Genomic DNA, 19976 nt, shown 5'->3' on the forward strand with positions numbered 1-19976 from the left:
GGTCCCGGTGGCGCCGGCACCGGAACCGGGAGCCGGTGACTCCGGCACCGACGGCTGCACGGGGAACCACTCACACCAGGGGGAGAGCACGATGGAAGAACCGACCTACACCACACCCTTCGCACCACCGCCACGGCCGCCCGAGCCGCCCCGCGTCCACCACCACGACCCGCTGGCCGCCGCCCTCGGCAACGCCTCCCTGCTCGGCGTCGGCTACTGGCTGCTCGGACGCCGCGGACTCGCCGTACTGTCCCTGCTGGGCACGGTCGTCCTCGTCTCGCTGCTCGCCGCCACCGCCGCGTGGGGCTACGAGATCGCCGCGCTGGTGTGGTGGGTCGCGCTCGTGGCCCACGGTTGGTTCCTCGCGAGCCGCGGCGTCCCGCGCGCCGCGTCCCGTAGGCAGCGCCTGATCGCGCTCTGCGTCACCGTGCCGGTGCTGCTGGCGGTGGGACTCCTGCGGTACGACGCCCTGCGCATCGGACAGGACGTCACCGAGGCCCGCGACAAGGGCGACTGCGCCGCGGTGTTCCGGGCCCAGGACGAGGTGTGGGCCGGGCACCGCGTGGCCGGCGCCCCGGTCAGCGCCCGGGGTGACGAGGTGGTCGAGGACTGCCGGAACCTGGGAACGGCCGAGGTGCTGCTGGACAGAGGCCTGGGCAACGACACCGAGGCACTGGAGCGGGGCTTCGGCATCCTCACCTCCGTGCTCCGCGAACCCGGCAACGAGCGGACCGTCGGCACGGTCCTCGACGGCTTCCTCGACGGACTGCCCACGGACGACGCCTGCGGGACCGTCGGCGTCACCGACTGGCTCCGCGACCGCGAGGCGACCCGCGACCAGCTCGACCGGTCCGCGTCCACCGCGGACCGCGTGGCGCCCGCCGCGCTCGTCGCCTGCGGTGACACCCTCATGCAGGGCGACGACTGGCAGGCCGCAAGGGCGCACTACAGGCAGCTGCTCGACGAGTATCCCGACGACGGTCTGCAGAGCCGGGCCCGCACCGGCGTCACCAAGGCCACGCAGGCCATCGAGCTGGACAACGTCCGCTCCCTGCTGTCCGGCACGCAGGACGAACAACCCGAGTACTGCTCCCAGCCGGCCAAGTACAGCGCCGCCAAGCCCCTGGGCAAGGGCACCAACCGGGCGATGTACTTCGGCAACACCGAGTACACCAAGCAGCTCCCCGGCAACTGGAAGGCCACCGACGCCGCGCGCGCGGCGGCGATCGTGTGCGTGGGCGAGGAGGACTTCGGGACGTCCGTCCAGACGTGCCCGTACCAGAGCCAGCGGTCCGGCACCATCACGTACGTGACCTTCCACCGGATCGCGATCCCGGTACGGGTCTACGAGGTGCGCACCGGCAAGCTCGTCTCCCGGCGCACGGTCCAGATCAGCGGATCCAGCTGCCCCGCGGTCCTGTCGTACCTGACCTGGGGCGACGAAGACAACCCACCGAGGAACCGGTACGTCGACGACTCCGCGTCCGACGTGCGCAACGCATTCAGGCCGCTGACCCACCGCTGACCGGCCGGCGGCGTGGGGGACTGACCCGGGCGGGTGGTCCACGCCCACGCCGCCGCGGCTGACCCTCACCTTCGCGACGACGTCGGCAGGCCGCTGACCAACTGCTGACCGGCCGGCGGCGAGGGGGTCGAGCCCCGGGAGGGTCCACACCCCGCCGCCGCGGCCGACCCACACCCTCGCGACGACATCGGCCGGCTCTTCGCGATGTTCCGCACGGCCGCGGCCGACATCGACTCGGCGGTGCCGCACAGCGCCTGCCTCGACCGCTCCGCACCCCGCACGGACAGGCGGGCGAGCGTACGCACCGGTGCGGGAGCACCGCAGGGTCCCGCGGGTCACCCACCTGATGCGGACCGACCCGTACCTCGCAGGGATCCAAGATCATCGAGCGTGAGGGAGGCCAGGGTCTTCCGTTTCGACAAGTGGAGGCGTAGGTTCCGGGTACCCCGCGCGGCACCCTCACAGGTGCGGGCCCGCCAGTTCCGGACGGCGGGCCGCGCGGGGGCCAGAGCCACACGGTCGCGCAGGCCGTCGGTGGACGAGACGGCCGCGCACACGGGTGACGGTCGATCAGCCTCCACGCAGGGGTGGCGCATGCGGGCCGGCCATGGGCCGAGCGCGGCGGAGCGGACCGCTCCTGCCAGCGGCGATGCCGAGGCGGCTGCTGCATCGGGAGTACCGGCCGGCCGGCCCGCGCCCATCCGTGGCCGACGGAGCCTCAGAACCCCTGGATGGCCTTCCCGATGAGCGCCGCGCGAGAAGTCGATCTAGCCTCCGATGAGAGCGCTGAGTGGATCTTCGAGTGGCGCTCCCTGTCCGGCCCAAGGAGGAGATATGCGCAGGTTTCACAAGGCCGCTGTCGCGACCGTCATCATAAGCAGTGTGGGTTTCATGGGTATCGGCACCGCCACTGCCGTGGAAGCGCAAGGCCCGCACGGCGGCGGATGCAGATCCCATGACTTGAACATCGACATCCTGGGCCAGGTGGGCATCCTGAACGGCCTGGGCGGAAACCTGATCAACGGTGAGGGCAGCCCAGGCGCTCAGTTCACCGACATCGGTTCCGATTGTGACGACGACCGTTAACCGAGTCACCTAGCTCACCGCACGGGCTCCGGCGCCCGGGCCCGAACCCGGCGCCCGCCCATGAGTGGCCGCTTGCGTTTCGTCTCGAAGTGGGTGCGAAGGCCCCGGACCTCACCGGTCCGGGGCCTTTGTGACGCCCGACGACCGACGACCTGACGGTTGCGCGGGAAAGCGGTACGCGCGGCATTTCACTGCCCCGTCCGCCGGCGCCGAGCGCGCCTGAAGAAGAGACAGGATCTCCGCGCCGTGATCCATGAGCGCGCTGATCGCGGCCTTGCGGGAGGCCTTGGGGGAGGCTTTGGGGTTCGAACATCAGGGGGCTGAGGCTCGACGAGCGCGTGCTGCGGGCCAGTGGGGCGCAAAAGACGCGTAAGCCCATTATTTCGTGACGTCAGTCACAGCGCTTCTCGAATCAACCGGTGCGCTTAGTAGAGGCAGCATGGCGGACATCTAAGCATTTGTCCGTCTTGACCAGGATGCGAACCCCGTCGCGCGCCCCGGAATCCCGGCCCGCCGATCCGCGCACCGACTGCCGTGCGCAATAAGGGTTTTGACGGAGCAAAAGGTTCCCTTCCTACTGCCGTGCGCACCCCGGCGGCCCGCGTACCGCCCCGGCGAGGCCCCGACACCTACGAAGCGACGTCGTAGTGGACCCCATTGCGCACCCTGTCGAGCCGTTCTAAGAATGGCGCCCCACAGGACGTCGCAGCAGTTCGGAACCGGTGCTCACGCCGAGTCGACCGCGCACTGTGGCGCTCGGCGTCACCGAGTCAGTTGGAGCCCCCCACATGAAGTCGTCCCGAAGGTCCCCGAGATTCCTCGCCGCCGCTCTCGGCCTGGGCCTGGCGTCCAGCGCGCTGGGTGCGGCGGCGCCGGCGAGCGCCCTGACGGCCACCGGCCCGTCCGACTCCGCCGACACCTCCGTGGCGCGGTACGACGGATCGGCCGAGGAGGCCTCGAACAACAAGGCGTTCTTCGAGGCCGTGCTCAAGTCGGCCGCCGAGAAGCCCGCCGCCCAGACCAGCGGGCAGGCGGTGACCCTCTACTACGACGCCTCCAAGGCACCGAGCTACCGCTCGCAGATATCGAGCGCGGCCGAGATCTGGAACAGCTCCGAGTCCAACGTCAGGCTCGAGGAGGCGTCGAGCAGCGCCGCCGACTTCTCCTATTACGAGGGCAACGACCGCCGCGGGTCCCACGCCGAAACCAACGGCCAAGGACGCGGTTACATCTTCCTCGACCACACCCAGACCCGGCAGAACGACTCGATCCGCGTCGTCACCCACGAGACCGGGCACGTCCTGGGCCTGCCGGACAACTACAGCGGGCCGTGCAGCGAGCTGATGTCGGGCGGCGGCGCGGGCCCGTCCTGCACCAACCGCTACCCGAACGCCACCGAGCGCGCCCGCGTCGACGAACTGTGGGGTGACGGAGTCGCCCAGGCCCCGGGCACGGAGAACCAGCCCACCGAAGACCCGAACACCGCACCACAGGCACCCCCCGCGCCCCCGGCCCCGGAAATCCAGCCGCCCGGCCCCATGACCACCGCCCCGCCGACACGCCCCACAGCCCCGGGTCCCGGCCCCTGGCACCCGCACCACCGCACACCCTGGAACTGATCACGCCCGCAGGCGGGGCGGCCGGCGAAGGACATGTCCATCGACGTCGGCGGCCCCGCGGCAGGTCAGGTCACCCGCAGTGGGTGCCTACGGGCGCCCCGCTCGTCGGATAGCCGATCTCCGCGAGGTCCTCCGCGAGCTGAGCCAGGGCTACCTCCGAGTTCAGGGCACGGACCACTTCCTCGGTCAGCGGACGCGAGGGGACTTCGCCAACGAGTTGCTCGCCCGCGTGGACCGGTACGGCGAGTGCGACCCGTCTGTGGCTGCCCCCGCAATCGTGGGGGCCTCAACCCCGACACGGGGTGAACGTGCAGGTCGTGACTGATCCGGGCGGCCGGCTGCTGTGACTCTCACCCGCACTGCCGGGCCGGACACACGACCTGACCGCCGCCCGCACCCCGGATCACCCGAATCTGCGAGCCATAGGGCGTCCCCGTCCTGGCCGATCTCGCCTACCAGGGCGGCGGCCTCGGGGGGACTACGGGCATCAAACGCAGGCGCCTGCAGGAACGCGCCCTCACCGAGAAGACCGCCAACCGGGTGCTGGCCGCGGCACGGGCACCGGTCGGACGCGGCGTCGCCGCCTGAAGTCCTGCCGGATCTTCCCGCAGACCTCGATCCAGCCCAAACCACACGACGACAATCGTCAAAGCCATCCTCACCCTGGAGCGGCAACGCTGAGAGCGTATACAGGGAGCGTGAGTTGGCGGTACTGGAGCCGCTTTCAGGGGTGCTGACGGCCGAGCGGGTTGAGCAGGCGTACAGCGTTACTCGCCATCGTCAGGCTTGGACCCAGGTCCCGCCGCCCGCGGAACGGAAGAGCTGACCCGCCACGCCAAGGGCATCGACGGGCGGCAGACCCACGAGCGTATCGAGGACCTGCTGCGCGAATACGAGTGATTGCACGGGGTCTGGGGCACCATACTTCCGGCGTGGACATATCCCACGATGGCCGGGACCTCGATCCTGAATGGGTAGAGGTCGGCAACAACATATGCGGGGTTCTACACAATTGCCGTGATGCCTCCGCGGTGGCCCAGCACTTCGCGAGGGCGGGATGGAGTTCGAGGTCGTCCTCCTGGCACAGCTACGAGGTGGAGACCAGCTGGTGCCAACTGGAGGTCGACTCGATCGAGGACGCAAGCGTTCTGCTGAACGGTGTCGTCGACCCGCAGCGTTTCGACGAGCTCGACGGCCTACTCAGCCGCTTTGGTTTGAGGTACTCCCTGGAGCTCTACGAAGGAGATGGCAGCCTGGTTCGCGAGACCAATCGTGATCACTGAGCCGCGCGCATGGCTCCTAGTGATCTGTCCGGGTGCCACGTCGTTTCTGCTGGCTCACCTGCGGCAATGTCCCAGGCCCTGTGCACGCCTCGTCCACAGACCTCGACAGGGGCCGCTTCGGGCTGCATACGCCTGCACATGCGCGAAGACCCCGTCCTCAGCGTCTCGCTGATGACGGGGTCTTTGGGCAACTCATAACGGGTGCCCCCGGCAGGATTCGAACCTGCGCACACGGCTCCGGAGGCCCCTTCGGTCTCGGACATGTGCGCAGGCCACGGCCGCTTCACGCACCGATGAACGGGTGACCAGTCCACCAATAGTCCACGGACTCGACATGCGGCTCATCCTGGTGCCCGAGCGGCTGCATCAGCAGAGTTGCTGACCGCTTCCGTCAGCCGCTAGCCGATGCTGCGCTACGGCCCGGGCTGAACCACCGCTGCCGCTGTGTGCTTCGTCGTCGAGTACCAGCCGGAGGCGTCGGCCAATCTCTGCCGCGACCTCAACGGCTACCGCGTTTCCGAGTGCGCGCATGGCCGCCGTCCTTGTGCCGGGAATCTCGTAGTCATCCGGGAAGGTTTGGATTCGGGCGGACTCTCGCACCGTGAGGTAGCGGACGGAGTCGTCGTGGAAGCGGATCATGGCTTCGCCGCCTGCGACACCGTGGACGCCGGCTTTGAGTGTCTTGGCGGGCCAGTCAATCCATCCGCCGCGATGGCGGTCGTAGACCCGTGCTCCGGGGATACCCCGATGGTTTAGAACGGTGGGGATATCGACATCATCTTTCGGCGACGGCAGATCGGATATTGCGTCCCGAGTTGTTCGCCATGCGACTTCCTTTTCTGCCCAATCGCCTGTGCTACGCAACAGTTCGACGCGGGATCGATACTGTTCCGGAATCTTCGGCTTCTCGATCTCGTGTCGCTGCCAGTATGTCCCTGTGATCCATTGCTCACGAAGCAATTGGTCCTTAGTGTGCGTTGGTTGCACGGCAGACCATCGGTCCACACCGGGTAGATCTGTTCTAATGCCAACCAGGAAGACTCGTTTGCGCGCCTGAGGCACGCCAATATCGGCGGCGTCGATCACCTGCTGGTGGACTCTATAGGAGAGACCAGGTCGTTTCGTCTTGAGGATGCGTTCGTGGTGGGCTGTCCAATCCTCGTCCTGATTTCTTGGCCTGACAGACGGCTTGGTCAGCCAATCAGCGATGTAGTCGTAATAGGGTTTGAAAGAGGGGCGTAGCAGTCCGGGTACATTCTCAAACACAAAGCATTTGGGTCGGAGGACACGCACGGATTCTACGGAGGCCGGGAACATGTTCCTTTCGTCGTTCTCGCCCGCGTGAGCTCCGCTGATCGAGAAAGGTTGACAGGGAGGGCCGCCAGCCACTAGATCGATGCCTTCCAGTCCGAGACTGGGAACCTCCTTTAGCCACGTACGGACGTCAGTCTCGCGAACGTGTTCTCGTTTCCATAGATCCGGAGAACGGTCCGCATTCGTTCGCAAAATGTGGCACGCTCGCGGGTCTTTCTCGACCAATTGCTCGTGCTCGAAACCCGCGTTGAACATTCCTATGGCCATGCCGCCACCGCCAGCGAACAATTCTACCGACCGTGGCATCTAGACTCCTTGTCATAGCTTGAGTGAGACCGGATAACGCCTGTTCGATGGTTGGTCACCGTGGCATCCCGGCGCGGACTATCTGGAAGATTTCCTCCACGACTTCGTCGAGGTCTCGTTTCAACCGTGACTCGAAGACTCGGTAGACAGTCCAACCAGCTTGAATGAGTGCCGAATTTACCTCGGCATCCCGTGTCATGTTCTTGAGTAGTTTAGCGCGCCAGAAGTCCGGATTGTTCATGCGGTCGAACTGCGCTTCGAAGCTGGGTAGTCCCCTGATTCGCCAGGCGTTACCGTGCCAGAAATCGCCGTCCACGAACACAGCTAGCTTCGCCCCGGGGAAGGTGATGTCAGGCTTGCCCATAAGCGTGGTTCGGATACGGTAGCGCAGGCCACGACGCCACAGTGCGCTCCTGAGTGCGACCTCCGGCCTGGTGTCCCGATTCCGCACAGCCGCCATGATGCGGCTCGTCACAGCGGGATCGCGCACGGCCGCACCTCCAAGTTCGTGAATGAGTTTAGCTGTCTGGTAGCCGCAGTGTTGGTGCCTCCCGGTTCGCGGACGTCGTCCGGGTCGCACGTGTGGTGATCACCCGGACGTCGAGACCAGCGAGCTGGCAGACCTTCTCATAACGCCGCCGCTCGCTCTCGGTGAGGCGTTCTCCTTGCAGCAGGTTGATGACTGCGACAGGGGACGGTAGCCCGTCGACGCGCGCATTGAGGCCGGCCCATACCAGGCTCTTGAGGTTTCGTGGGTTACCCCAGATCATCAGCATCTGGCGGCGGCCGTCGGTCACTTGGCACCGGTTCGGCTTCTCCTGCAAGGTTCCGCCCAGCACCGTCCAGTCCTCTCCCAGAGCGATCCGGGCTATGTCGTAGGCGCTCGGGAGCGGCGTGCCCACCAGGTCCGCGTACGGTCCGATCCCGCTGCGTGCCCGGTTGTAATGCTTCATCGGCACGTCTTTGATCCACATGCGCGCACGCTCGCGGGGCATGTAGCGGGTCAGAACGCCGCCCAACTTCTCGTCGTCAACCCAGCGGTCGTACCAAGCAGTGCGGTCTACCGCGCTGAGGCCGTCCCAACCCAGTTCGTCCGCTTTGCGATAGATATCTCTGATTACCTCGCGCCGGACGGCTTCCGGAATTTCACTCATGCTTGCCCAAGCAGTGATTCGGGATCGGGGAATTGGAGGCGGTGCTCGTCGAGGGCGGTCTCCAGACTCGCTGCGTCCTTGATCCATTCTTGCATGAGGCTCTCCGCCCGAGCGTCAGTGAACTCAAAGCGTGTGCCCGTCGGGGCCAGTCGCAGCGTTTCGAATTCGTCTGCGGAGACTTGCTCGCGAAGGCTCATGATCGCCGCAACTCTTCTGATGTCGCTGACGAAGTCCAGGGTCTCGACGTGGCTCTTTCCCTCGCGGAGCCGCAGCCCGCGGCCAAGCTGTTGGACGAAGATGCGTCGACTGTGTGTGACGCGCGCGAAGCACAGGATGTTGACGTCCGGGATGTCGACCCCTTCGTTGAGGATGTCGACAGCGGTGATGATCGGGATCTCGCCCTGGCGGAAGGCCATGAGCCGCAGCTGTCGATCCCTGCGATCCAGGCCGGCATGGACCGCCTTCACGTTCTTCCACTGGGGGACTTGGTTGAGTAGTTTGGCTAGGCGCTCGGCATGCTCGACGGTGCGGCAGAATACCACGGCCCGGGGTTCCTTGATATGCGCCCACGTCTCGATGAGTCGATCGCGGATAGCTTCATCGCGTTCGGGTAGAAACAGCCGGGCGTTCAGATCTCTTACGCTGTAGTTGTGTTGGCTTGCCGTGTGGACGAAATCCCAGTCGATATTGTCCGTAAAGAGCCGGTAGCGAACTTCAGCGAGGTAGCCGAGCCTCATGCCGCCGTCGATACCCAGGGTATAACTGGGCTCGCCGAAACTGTTCCGGATGTCAAAGCGGTCTCCGCGCCAGGGCGTTGCCGTCACTCCAAGTCGAGGCACGTCGGCCAAGCGGTCGAGCAATTCGGCGAAGTATCCATCTTTGGACACATGGTGCGCCTCGTCCACCATGACCAGCGCAGGCTTGTAACCGCTGCGCACGTAAGTGAGCGCGGTGGCCACCGTGGCGCACGTGATGCCGCGGAGATCATCCGGTTTATGGTCGCCAGTCAGCAGCTGGGTGCGCGCGGCCTTGGGCACGTGGAACCAGAGTGCGCGCTCTAGTTGTTCAACGAGATCTTTTGTATGGGCGACGACAAGGATCTTGTCGGATGGGTGAAGGCGTAGATGGCGTGCGACAATCTCCCCTCCGATCACCGTTTTCCCCAAGCCGGTCGCGAGGATCAACAGGGCACGGCCCGTGCCCTCCAGGTCCTCCACGAGCCGCTCAAAAGCCTTGGCCTGATACTCGCGCAGGGGGCGTTCCGGTAGCCGTTCGGCACACAACTGATCGCTGTTGTACAGGTCGACCAGCTCGCGCCCCGACCAGAACTCGATCGGATGGCCCACTCGGCGCAGCGCTTCGCGCCGTTCCTCGCTCTTCGGGCCGAATCTGGCATTGGTGACAACCGCCGCTCGGTGCGTCCGATAGAACGCTTTCGCGTTGATGACCTCGTCGATCGCGCTCGGTGCCACCGTGCCGCGCGCCTTCCACTTGGCCTGGAAGACCCAGCGCTGGCCGTTGAGCGTCCCGAGGATATCGCCGCCGTGATCGTTTGGACCATCGACGTTGACTACATCGGTGAAGCCGAGGTGCAGCATGAGCCGCTCAACCTGCCGTGGAAAGGCCGCAGGACCGATGTCCAGAAGGAAATCGGGAGCCATGAAGGATGAGCTCACGTCGACTCCTCATCGGCTATCTCTTCTTCGATCACGTCGAGTGTCATGCGCATCATCGCGAGATCGAGGCGGGTCTTACCACTGATGTTGCTCAGGAATGATCCCGTCACCTCAAGCAGTCGCCCAAGGCGCTCGACCTGGGCATCGCGAGCGTCGGGGTCGTTCCACGTCGACCAGGTCGTGGAGAAGACGGCGCCATCCATCACCAGCTCGGGATGGGCACGGATGATCGCGGCGATGCCCTCGGCGGTGATGTGTGCGATGAAGTCGCCGTTCTCGGTAGCTACGGGCCATACCAATCGGGGGTCCGCTCCGGCGGCGTGCTTCTCCGCAGCCTGCTTCTCCGTGGTAGGGAGGCTCGCCCACAGGGAGGCGGCACGGGCAGCGCCGACCCGCTGGATGCCCTCTCGCACCCGGCCGAGCAGGGCGCTCGCCCGCTCTCGTAGAGCCGCGTCGGTAAACCGCTGATCCGGGAATTGCTGGGTGACCTCGGCAGCGACACGTGCGGCGCTGTCATCGGTGCTGGCAAGTGCGCGTAGCGCCTCTGCGATCTCGATGATCGCGTAGTCGCGGGGATCGCGCCCGAACTCCCTGAACACCGGATGATCTCCGTGAACGAACACCTCAATTGCGTTGCCGCGCAGGGTGTGCGACACGCACGGGGTCGGCCGGCCCGAATGGTCCAGGAGTGGCTCGGGTGTGACGTACACCGTGACCATGCGCCGACCCAGGGTGGCCACGGACACCGCTCCACTGAGGTCGGTCAGCCTACGTGCCCCGGTACGGTATCTGGCGAAGCGCTCATCCTCCGTCTCCGGCTGGGGCGGCGGCGTGGTGGCGTCCGGGGAGCTGCTCGTCGTGCTGGCAGAGGAGTTCCCTAGCCCGAGCCCCGTGCGGCTGAGCAGATCATCAGACTGCTCTTGAGTGTTGTGGGCGGAACCACGCGACGGCGGCGGGGTGCTGGCTCCGCCCCCGGGAGGGGCTGGGCGTCGACCCCGCTTGATCTCATTGATCTCATCGTGTTGTCGCGCGGCCTCGTACCATTTCTCGTCGGTGAGGAATTCGGCGAGCCCCTTACGGAACGAGCCTGCCCACTCCCTTGCCAGCTCGTGAAGCGAGTTCTCGCCATTCCCAGGTACAAGGTTCTTGAGGCCCGGTTCATTTCTGCGGAAGGCGTTGAACAGACGTCCCACGTACGAGTCGTTCGGCGAGTACCCATACGCTTTCGCCTTGTTCGGCTGAAGGGGGCCCTCGCCGCGAATTTTGTGGACGGCGGTGATCCAGTCCCGGGAATCTCTTTTGAAGTCGTTCTTCTGGTAGGTCACGGGCACATGGTCGAGATGTATCTCGCCCACGATTCGGCCGCCCACCGTAGCGCCGAGCTCGATCGGATACTCGGTCAGAGTTTCCCCTGTGTCGGGGTGCTCCCACTCGAAGAGACTTCGATCGGAGATGAGGATCTTCCGCCCGTTCCTGAGGAAGTCGATACCAAAGTCGCTGGTGTGCAAATAGCGCTGGATGCCCACCCAGCCGATGATCCGGCGTTCTCGAAGCTCAAGGTTCGCGCTGCCACACTCGACGCAGGTCTCTAGAGATATGCGGTGCCAGTGACCACAGTCTTGGCACGCCCACGCTGAGGGCAAGGAGATATTAATCGGTTGGATCGCCTTCACGTCGGTACCTCGATAGGTCACCGATCGCTGGGCGTCCCAGACACACGGCAAGCGCGGCCGCACAAGCGTGTTGTTGACGAACAGCCGAAAGCCTCGCCCCTTAAGTTCGGCCCCGGGAAGCTCTGGAAGAACGTCCCCGCCGCGGAGCAAATAGGAGTAGACCTTGCCCAGTTGCTCCCGGATGGTGGAAGGCAGCTGCGGGCGACGCAGGGCGGTTCGTGTGTCGGGCCGCAGTTGACGCACAGTGATCTCGGTCCCGTGCATCGTGGGGTCATCCTTGGGTTCACGCCGCAGCGGGGCCTTGAATTCACCATGCTGCTGCATCTCAAGGAAGTTGATTTCCGCAACCAGCCATTCGCGGTCACCTGATCGGGTAGTCCGTACCTCGGTAACGGATCCCAGATTAGCCGTCGCGATGTTGAACCCCATGCCAAACAGTCCCAGGCTTCCGTACCGGCTGTTCTGGCTGTAACCAGCGCGCAGTGCGAGTTGGAATGCCTCCAGACCCATGCCGCGCCCGTTGTCCGCCACACACACGATCTCGTCGCCCTCGCGGGTGGTGCCGGACTTCGGCAACGTGACACGAACATAGGGGGGGTCGCTCACATCTCGATCGTCATCTGACAGGAAGTCGTCAAATGCGTTATCGATCAGCTCCGCGAGGCATTGCCACGGTTTGTAGGGGATGTCGCCCAGTACCTCAAGGAGCCGTGGCGACGGTGTCAGGTCCAGGCTCTCTGCGTATGCCTCGCTGGCGCCAACTGACACGCAAACCCCTCCGTCTTCGGCCCTGGACACTGCCCACTTGAGTCCCACACCCCTGGCAGCACCGCCTCCACCATGCTTGCGGCAAGGTTACTCACTCGCGGCGCTCCGGTGAGTGGAGTCTGTGATGTTGGAACCTCGGACTGTGACGGGTCCGCGATGAGTTGCGCTGCTCGCCACCGTCAGTAGGTGCACTGCACAGTCTCGTTGGGTTCCGCCGTCGTGCGAGCGGAGCCCGCGCGGGCGGCGGAGTCTGAATGGCTCAGCCAAGCGCTGCTGCCCGGCCCTGGGGTACCAGTTTGGGAGATCGCGTATGCGGGTGCGTGCTGACCTGGCGAGACGGTGACCTGCGCGTTTCTGAACTGGTTGCCGAGACTCCCCGTTGTCCCCCGTCCGGTACCCCCTCATCGGGCACGCAGGGGGCACGAGTGGCTCTCTGCCACGTTCTCAGCTCATGCACCCCCGAGCCTGTCCCGGGCATGCTTGGCTCTCACGCGGTGCTCTGGGCCGTCCTGGCACGCAGGCTTGAGGTCCGGCCTCATCCTTATCAGGTCGATCAAGGGTTCCCTAGGCGACGGCCCCCGCCCGCCGGCGACACGTTGGCCGCTGAGGACCGTTCCCGTCCGGCTCCGGTCGCCTCTGTTGATGTCAGACATCAGTGGAGGGCTTGACAGGACCCTGCTGTTCGGCTTGCTGAACAATGCGATTGGCGAGATCCATAAAGTTCGTGATTGAGGGCGCCTCAACGGTCAGCAGTCTGTCTCCTCGACTGCTGCCGTCTGCGTAGCCGCACCCGCTTTGACGCACCAGGGGAGTGAGCCATTCAACGGTGGGACGCTCGGCAGCAAAGAAGATCACTGGCCGGTCGGACCATGAGTCATCCGAGCAGTGGCTACGGCAGCTCGCTGCGGTGAAACACCCGACAGACGCCAGAGCGTACGACAGCCCCGCAACACCAAGTTCAAGAGCGTCAAGGGGTGATCCGTCTTCGGCGTTGTCGCCCACGACCCGGACAAGCTCGCTATTCGGGTGCTGTGCAACGTAGCTGGCTGGGAGGTAGTCGAGTTCCGCTGCCTCCGCGGCTTGGGCCATGGCCTCGAACTCGGCATGGGTTCGGCTTGCTTGATCTACGAGGGTAACGAGGCGTCGTTCCTCTTCGATCATCCTGATCGCTTCATCACGGCTCACCTCCCCGATCGTCCAGACATCGCGGAAGCAGCCGTAGCCCTCATCTTCGGCTACGTCCTCTTCATCAGGCAGACCCATGGTCAAGTCTGCGGGGAACGCAGAATCGACGTCCATGTCGACGGTGGGAATCACGGGCGCTCCTACTTGGTTGGCGAGCCGAGCACACCGTACGTTCCCCACCCTCAACAACCCCAGACCTCCCCAGCTCCCATCCCGTCCGCCGTCGACCCACACACCGTGGAGCGGGCGTGGTTCAGGGGCGTCAAGGTGGAGCGCGCCACTGTACGAACGACCTTGACGCCCCTGGGCCGCGTCTGCTCGGCTCTGCCTGGGTCGACGGTGGACGGGATGGGAGCACCCCGCGCACGCCACTACGTGCCCGCAGCCGGCGACGGTGCCCCCTCTATCCCGGTGCTGGCCGATCCCCCCGCCGGAGGCATTGTCCTGACCGTTGGCCGCTCCGCGGTGCACGACTCATGGCCGCCGGCCCTATCCACATGTGGGCGCGCGTCGGCGCAGCGCGGGCGGAGCGGGCCGAAGGCAGGAGCGGCGCCCGCGGCGGAGCCGGAAGCGCGCCCGGCGGAGCGGAGCGCAGCCGGGGCTTGATGAAGTAGGGAAAGTCTTACCGCACCCTTGATCGGCAACGGCCCTGATCGTGACCTGTCGGCTCTCTGGTCGGCTCGGCTAACGTTCCATCCATGCCTTCTGCACTGGACACGCCTCAGGGAGCGGCCGAACTCGCCGAGTCGCTGCTTCCTCCGCTCGGGAACCGCTGGCTGCACACTCAGGCCGTGGCCGCTCGGGCCCGTGAGGCTTCCGCGGCTGTGTCCGAGTCGGACCGGGATCTCCTCGTCGCTGCCGCGTGGCTGCATGACATCGGCTACGCGCCTGAGCTGCGTGATACCGGCTTCCATCCCCTCGACGGTGCTCGGCACCTCGAATCGCTGGGGGCGCCGGCGCGGCTGGTGCGGCTGGTCGCTCATCACTCGGGAGCCGTGTACGAGGCGGAGCAGCGCGGACTCTCGGCGGAGCTGGCCGTCTATGAGCGGGAAGACTCGCCACTCCTAGACGCCTTGATCTTCGCCGACATGACGACCGGCCCCGCCGGGCAGTTCTTCGACTTTGACACCCGGATCGACGAGATCCTGGTTCGCTACGAGCCGGGCAGCGAGGTGCACAACGCGATCAGCAAGGCGCGGCCGTACCTCCGGGGCGCTGTCGAGCGGACTCGCGACCGCATGGCGCATCAGCCGATGTAGGGCTCTGCCCGGTCGGCCAGGCCGTGCTCGATCCGCATGCGCATCGACGGGTGGATGTTCAGCTCGTCCAGCTTGCTCGGGTCGACGAAGGCCACTTCCTTGCTTTCGCTGCTCGTCCGCAGCTCGCCGCCGGTGATGCGGGCGTGGAAGCAGATGGAGAACTGCTGACGGACCTCCCCGTCGTCGTACGCCATGACGTGCCCGGGGTTGGTGTAGATGCCGACGAGGCCGGTCACCTCCACGTCAAAGCCGGTCTCTTCCTTCGTCTCGCGTACGGCTGCGTCGGGCGCTGACTCGCCCAGGTCGATACCGCCTCCGGGCAGGGCCCAAAGATCGTTGTCGGTCTTGTGGATCAGCAGGACTTCCCCTGCCCCGTTGCGCGCCACGGCGGTCACGGAGGGGACGAGGCTGTTCGCCTTCGGGGCGTTGGGGTCGTTGAAGTAGTCGACACGGGCCATGCGTTCAGCGTTGCACGTCCGGAGCCTGTTATGCCGCCTGGCCCCGCTCCCACGCGTAATCGAAGCTCCGCATGTAGTGCCGGAACGTCCGCGCTCCTGGGAGATACCGGAAGTGCATCACGGGGTTCTGGCCGGCGGGAGCTCCGAGGACGTGCGGGTTCACGAGGACGTCCTCGTCGAACCGGTAGATCGAGTTGTAGAGGATCGTGTCGTGCAGCCTGACTTCGACGCCGGGCGTCGACATGGCGGGCTCGAGGTAGCGCCGGGTGATCCGGGCACGTGCGGCCAGGTCGTTGCCGATGCCCTCCTCTTCGCCGCGCTGCAGGACCGCTTCGGAGTCGGGATCGCCGAGCAGGATGCGGACCTGGGCGCCGGCCTTCGCCTTCTCGGCCAGCTGGTCCGGCAGGTCCGGATTGCTGTCGAAGAGGAACAGCCCGGCGTACACAAGGATGTCCACCTGGTCCGTCGCCTTCTCGATCAGGGATGACCAGAGGGGGGCGGGCACCGCGCCACGGTGCGGGTAGTACGTGATCAGCTCGGACGTGCTGGCCTTCTCCGCCTGCTTCTCCACGGACGGCCAGATGTAGACCTCGTCGACTCCGAGCAGGCTCGCCGCCTTCCAGCGGTGCCCGCGGTGTGGGGTGCGGCCGGTGGTGATCCACCGCTCGACGCTCTTGGGGTCAACTCCGACGTGCTCGGCAACGGATTGGATCGTCTCGCCATTCGCCGAAATCGCCGCGCGCAGACGTTCGTTCGCCATGACGTGCCCTTCACTGGGACCGCTAGGGACGTTTTGACGGTAGCTCAGACGTCCCTAAACGTCCATACGGACGGTGATGCGTCCACCCTCCCTCACGGTCTCCTGATCTCACCGACGGGATGTCGGTCAACACCTCACCGTTACAGGAGACAAGACGATGCGTCAGATTCCCGTGGACACCGCCAACGCCACCGTGATGGTCGCCAAGGCACCGCAGCCCAAGGTGAAGGACCGCCGTACCGGCGAGATCGCCCTCGACAAGGACGGCGCCACCCTGATGGTCGTGGAGGTCATGTTCTCCACCCCCGACGACGTGGAGATCCTCAAGCTCACCGTTCCGCAGTCCGGCGTCTCCGAGGATTTGACCATGGGCACGCCGGTGGTCCTGACCGGCCTGGTCGCCTCGCCCTGGGAGAACGAGTTCAACGGCCAGAAGCGGCACGGGATCGCCTTCCGAGCGGTCGCGGTGACCTCGCTGGCCGCTGCGGGCTCGGCCTCGAAGGCGGCTTGAGTCATGACGTGGTTGTTAGTCGCCCTGGTGCTGGTCGTCGCTGCTGCGGGTCTCCTGCGGTGGCGGCGCCCCGCCTGGTACTGGATGACCTTCGGGGTCGTCCTAGCAGCGCTGCGGGTCCTGGTCCGGTACGGCTCGGCCATGGATGCCTGCGGCCTCACCGTTCCGGCCCCGCGCTGGCGTCTGGCACTGGCCCGGATGACCAACCGGCCTGTCCCCGGTCCACGGGCCCCGCGCATCCTGCGCGTCAGCGTGACCCGTACCGGCCTGGTGCTGCGGCTGAAGCTGCGGCCCGGTCAGGATGCCTTCGACGTGGCCGCCTCGTGTGACCGGCTACGGCACTCGTTCGCCATGTACGGGGTCACCTCCCGTGAACTGCGCTCGGGCGTCGTCGAGGTGCGCATGACCGGCTATGACGTGCTCAAGCGAGTGCAGATGCCTGCCCTGGTCGAGACCCGGCCGATGCGGGTCCCGGTCGCCTTGCGCGAGGACGGAGCCGTCCACTACCGCGATTACCGCACCGTGCCGCACGCGCTCACCCTCGGTGCCACGGAGTCCGGAAAGTCGGTCTATCAGCGCAACCTCGTGGCCGCGCTCGCGCCGCACCGGGTCGCCCTGGTGGGCATCGACTGCAAGCAGGGGGTGGAGCTGTTCCCGCTGGCCCGCCGGTTCTCCGCACTCGCCGACAACCCCGACACCGCCGCCGAACTCCTCGACGTCCTTGTGTCCCACATGCAGGACGTCTACCAACTCATCCGGGCCGAACAGCGAATTACCGCCGACGTGCCCGATGCGGAGATCGCCGCCGACATCTGGGACCTCCCCGAAGACCTGCGGCCGGTGCCGATCGTGGTCCTGGTCGACGAGGTCGCCGAACTCGCCCTCTTCGCCACCAAGGAGGAGGAGAAGCGCCGGGATCGGATCATCACTGCCCTGGCCCGCCTCGCCCAGCTCGGCCGCGCGGCCGGCATCTACCTGGAGATCTGCGGGCAGCGCTTCGGCTCCGAACTCGGCAAGGGCATCACCATGCTCCGCGCCCAGCTCACCGGCCGCACCGCCCACCGCGTCAACGACGAAACCTCGGCGAACATGGCCCTCGGCGACATCGCCCCGGACGCCGTACTAGCCGCGATCCAGATCCCCACCGACACCCCCGGCGTCGCCATCACCGGCGACTCGACCGGCGGTTGGGCCCGCATCCGCGCCCCGCACACCTCCCTGCGCCAGGCGGTGAACATCTGCAACCGGCACGCCGACCTGGTCCCGGACCTGCCTGGCCTCGCGCCGTTCAGGCCTGCACTCGGTGCCCTTGCCCCGGTTCCGGCCCCGGCCGTCGAGTCGGCCCCGGCCGCCGCCTGACCTTCCCGGAGGTTCGTCATGCCCCGTTCGTTGCTGCGCGTGGATGCCGTCCTGGTTCAGGCCGTCATCGCCGGTGCTCTGTCCTTCGCCCACCTGCACGACCTGGCCGCCGCTGCCGGACAGGACGGCTGGAAGGCCTGGGCCTACCCGGTCTCGGTCGATCTGCTGCTGGTCGCCGCCTGGCGTCGGCTGCGCACAGACGGGCCGTCCCGGCTGGCCTGGTGCTGGTTCCTCACCGCCCTCGTTGCCTCGCTCGGCGCGAACGTCGCCACCGCCGGACTCCTCGACCTCGACGACGTCCCGGCCTGGCTGCGCATCCTCGTCGCCGCCTGGCCCGCCTTGGCCTTCATGGGCGGCACCCTCCTCGCCCACTCACCTGCGGCCCACACCTCGGAGCCGGACCCCGCGCCCGAGGCGGAGCCCGAACCGGTCGCCGCTGCTGAGCCTGACCTGGAACCGGTGCCGACGGCTCCCGGCGACGCCCCCGCCCTCCCGGCCGCCGACCCGGCCCCGCCGGCCGTTCCGGTCCCGGCCGCGCTGGTCGACCACGCCCGCAAGGTCGCCGCCGACCACGAGCAACGGACCGGTGCCCAGATCGACACCGACACCCTGCGCTCCCGCCTCGGCGTCCCGCCGCACCTGGCCGACGCCATCGCCGCCCAGCTCGCCTGACCCGAAAGGAGACCCCGTCATGCCCGCCCGCGACTTCTTCCACTCCGTGATGCGGATCGGCCCGGTGCAGATCGGCACCCACCGCGACCGCAATGGCACCACCAAGCACGCAGCCGTGTGCAGCTCGGACGGCTGCGGCTGGTCCGCCGACTACTCCAGCCAGTCCGCCGCCCAGCTCGCCGCCCGTACCCACCGCTGCCAGGTCCGCTAGGAGGCCACCGCCATGGATATCCCGCTCTGGTTCGCCCTGCTGGTCGTCGGAGTCCTCGGCGTCAAACTCATCCGCCCGCCCCTCTGGCTCGTCGCCGTGCTCCTCCTCGGCGGCTACCTCCTCGCCGACAGCCTTCTCGCCCCGGTCATCGACACCGCCGTCAAGTAAGGAGATCCGCCCATGTTCCGGCCCAAGCTCCCGACAATGCCCCAGCCCACCGGCCTGGTCACCCCGCCCGCGGTCGTCATCGAGCCGACCACCGTCACCCCTGGCACCCCGGCCACGCCGTCGGTCCCCGTCGCCCCGGCCCCGGTAGCGGCCCCGTCCCGGCCCACCGTGCAGCTCACGCCCGGCACCGCGCTCGCCCTCGTCGGCGGCGGCACCGCCGTGGTCCTGGTCGTCGGCGCCGTCCTGGTCTCCATGCTCCTCGCGGTCGCCGTCACCGCCGCCTCGGTCGCCGTCTGCGCGGTCGTCCTGCGCTCGCTGCTGACCTCGCAGCACCGCCGCTGACTGGTCCCGGAGGTGACGCACAAGCCGCCAGCACGCCGCCGCCTTCCGGGACACGTACTCCGCCAACCGCCGTCGTCCAAAGGGGAACGTCATGGATCCGCAGATAGCCGCCGTCCTGGTGCCGTTACTGGGCTGGGCCGTCCACGGAAGCATCCTCGCCCACCGGCTCGCTTCCGCCCGCCGTGACCCGCTGACCGGTCTGCACACCCGCGCTGGATGGACCGCCCGCGCCGAGCACTGCATCCGCCGGCACTCGGCCGCCGCCGTGCTCCTGGTCGACCTCGACCACTTCAAGAACCTCAACGACACCCACGGCCACGCTGCCGGAGACGCCGCCCTCGCCGCCACCGCCGACCGGCTCCGTACCTGGTGCGGACGCCACGGCACCGCCGGACGCCTGGGCGGGGATGAATTCGTCGCCGTCGTCCAGAACCTGGCTGCCGTCGACCTCGATGCGCTGATCGCCGCACTTCACCGGCCGCTGCACTACGCCGGGAGGTCGCTGCCGCTGGCCGCCTCGGTCGGCGTCTGCCGTCTCGCTGGGCTGCCAGTACCGATGCTCACCGATGCGCTCGCCGCCGCCGATGCGGCCATGTACGCGGCCAAGGGCCGTGGCCGCCGTGGCTCGCGCCTTTCTCACTGACCGG

The 19976-nt window shown here is 66.9% G+C and carries 20 protein-coding genes and 1 pseudogene; 13 read left to right on the top strand and 8 right to left on the bottom strand.

Annotated elements, in window-relative coordinates; translation table 11 throughout:
- Nucleotides 1–91: 91 nt before the first annotated feature.
- The 5 genes and pseudogenes from ACZ7LV_RS24855 (at nt 92) to ACZ7LV_RS24875 (ending at nt 5513) form a co-directional block, all read left to right on the top strand.
- Nucleotides 92–1525, top strand: coding sequence for a tetratricopeptide repeat protein (locus ACZ7LV_RS24855; protein ID WP_471942282.1), 1434 nt, complete (start codon nt 92–94; stop codon nt 1523–1525).
- Nucleotides 1526–2359: 834 nt separating this feature from the next.
- Nucleotides 2360–2611, top strand: a complete 252-nt coding sequence (locus ACZ7LV_RS24860; protein ID WP_471942284.1) for a hypothetical protein — start codon at nt 2360–2362, stop codon at nt 2609–2611.
- Between the two features lie 788 nt (nt 2612–3399).
- Nucleotides 3400–4230 carry a snapalysin gene (gene snpA / locus ACZ7LV_RS24865; RefSeq protein WP_471942286.1) on the top strand — a complete coding sequence of 277 codons (831 nt, stop codon included), beginning with the start codon at nt 3400–3402 and terminating at the stop codon, nt 4228–4230.
- Nucleotides 4231–4523: 293 nt separating this feature from the next.
- Nucleotides 4524–4911, top strand: a pseudogene (locus ACZ7LV_RS24870) (transposase family protein); the annotation flags it as partial.
- 251 nt (nt 4912–5162) lie between these two features.
- Nucleotides 5163–5513 (top strand): hypothetical protein, encoded by a 351-nt coding sequence (locus tag ACZ7LV_RS24875; protein WP_471942288.1) that lies wholly within the window; start codon nt 5163–5165, stop codon nt 5511–5513.
- Between the two features lie 366 nt (nt 5514–5879).
- On the opposite strand, the gene ACZ7LV_RS24880 is transcribed toward ACZ7LV_RS24875, so the two are convergent.
- From ACZ7LV_RS24880 to ACZ7LV_RS24905, 6 genes are all read right to left on the bottom strand, one after another.
- A complete protein-coding gene (locus tag ACZ7LV_RS24880; protein ID WP_471942290.1) occupies nt 5880–7133 on the bottom strand; it encodes a DNA cytosine methyltransferase in 1254 nt (417 codons plus the stop codon).
- A gap of 55 nt (nt 7134–7188) precedes the next feature.
- Complete coding sequence (locus ACZ7LV_RS24885; RefSeq protein ID WP_471942292.1) at nt 7189–7623, bottom strand: very short patch repair endonuclease; 435 nt, start codon at nt 7621–7623, stop codon at nt 7189–7191.
- 28 nt (nt 7624–7651) lie between these two features.
- A complete protein-coding gene (locus ACZ7LV_RS24890; RefSeq protein WP_471942294.1) occupies nt 7652–8287 on the bottom strand; it encodes a hypothetical protein in 636 nt (211 codons plus the stop codon).
- A complete protein-coding gene (locus ACZ7LV_RS24895; RefSeq protein ID WP_471942296.1) occupies nt 8284–9963 on the bottom strand; it encodes a DEAD/DEAH box helicase family protein in 1680 nt (559 codons plus the stop codon). Before ACZ7LV_RS24895 ends, ACZ7LV_RS24890 begins: the two co-directional genes overlap by 4 nt.
- Nucleotides 9960–12404: an ATP-binding protein gene (locus ACZ7LV_RS24900; protein WP_471942298.1), complete on the bottom strand. Its 2445-nt coding sequence runs from the start codon at nt 12402–12404 to the stop codon at nt 9960–9962. Before ACZ7LV_RS24900 ends, ACZ7LV_RS24895 begins: the two co-directional genes overlap by 4 nt.
- Before the next feature lie 645 nt (nt 12405–13049).
- A complete protein-coding gene (locus ACZ7LV_RS24905; protein ID WP_471942300.1) occupies nt 13050–13721 on the bottom strand; it encodes a hypothetical protein in 672 nt (223 codons plus the stop codon).
- A 566-nt stretch (nt 13722–14287) separates the two neighbouring features.
- Between ACZ7LV_RS24905 and ACZ7LV_RS24910 the strand changes: the two genes are divergently transcribed.
- Nucleotides 14288–14848 carry an HD domain-containing protein gene (locus ACZ7LV_RS24910; RefSeq protein ID WP_471942302.1) on the top strand — a complete coding sequence of 187 codons (561 nt, stop codon included), beginning with the start codon at nt 14288–14290 and terminating at the stop codon, nt 14846–14848.
- Here the strand turns inward: ACZ7LV_RS24910 and ACZ7LV_RS24915 are convergent.
- Together ACZ7LV_RS24915 and ACZ7LV_RS24920 are read right to left on the bottom strand one after the other, a co-directional pair.
- Entirely contained in the window at nt 14836–15306 is a 471-nt protein-coding gene (locus ACZ7LV_RS24915; protein WP_471942304.1) for an NUDIX hydrolase, read from the bottom strand. The two genes, ACZ7LV_RS24910 and ACZ7LV_RS24915, sit on opposite strands and share 13 nt — an antisense overlap.
- Before the next feature lie 28 nt (nt 15307–15334).
- Nucleotides 15335–16066, bottom strand: a complete 732-nt coding sequence (locus ACZ7LV_RS24920) for an XRE family transcriptional regulator (RefSeq protein ID WP_471942306.1) — start codon at nt 16064–16066, stop codon at nt 15335–15337.
- A gap of 157 nt (nt 16067–16223) precedes the next feature.
- Between ACZ7LV_RS24920 and ACZ7LV_RS24925 the strand changes: the two genes are divergently transcribed.
- The 7 genes from ACZ7LV_RS24925 (at nt 16224) to ACZ7LV_RS24955 (ending at nt 19972) form a co-directional block, all read left to right on the top strand.
- Nucleotides 16224–16577: an SCO3933 family regulatory protein gene (locus ACZ7LV_RS24925; protein WP_108708685.1), complete on the top strand. Its 354-nt coding sequence runs from the start codon at nt 16224–16226 to the stop codon at nt 16575–16577.
- Between the two features lie 3 nt (nt 16578–16580).
- Nucleotides 16581–17936, top strand: coding sequence for an FtsK/SpoIIIE domain-containing protein (locus tag ACZ7LV_RS24930; protein WP_471942308.1), 1356 nt, complete (start codon nt 16581–16583; stop codon nt 17934–17936).
- A gap of 18 nt (nt 17937–17954) precedes the next feature.
- Entirely contained in the window at nt 17955–18608 is a 654-nt protein-coding gene (locus ACZ7LV_RS24935) for a DUF2637 domain-containing protein (protein WP_471942310.1), read from the top strand.
- A gap of 19 nt (nt 18609–18627) precedes the next feature.
- Nucleotides 18628–18819: a mobile element transfer protein gene (locus tag ACZ7LV_RS24940; RefSeq protein ID WP_471942312.1), complete on the top strand. Its 192-nt coding sequence runs from the start codon at nt 18628–18630 to the stop codon at nt 18817–18819.
- A 12-nt stretch (nt 18820–18831) separates the two neighbouring features.
- A complete protein-coding gene (locus tag ACZ7LV_RS24945) occupies nt 18832–18987 on the top strand; it encodes a hypothetical protein (RefSeq protein ID WP_471942314.1) in 156 nt (51 codons plus the stop codon).
- A gap of 12 nt (nt 18988–18999) precedes the next feature.
- Complete coding sequence (locus ACZ7LV_RS24950) at nt 19000–19329, top strand: SpdD-like protein (RefSeq protein ID WP_471942316.1); 330 nt, start codon at nt 19000–19002, stop codon at nt 19327–19329.
- Nucleotides 19330–19420: 91 nt separating this feature from the next.
- Entirely contained in the window at nt 19421–19972 is a 552-nt protein-coding gene (locus tag ACZ7LV_RS24955) for a GGDEF domain-containing protein (protein WP_471942318.1), read from the top strand.
- Nucleotides 19973–19976: the final 4 nt, after the last annotated feature.

This window comes from Streptomyces sp. NPDC107562 (genome assembly GCF_055657325.1).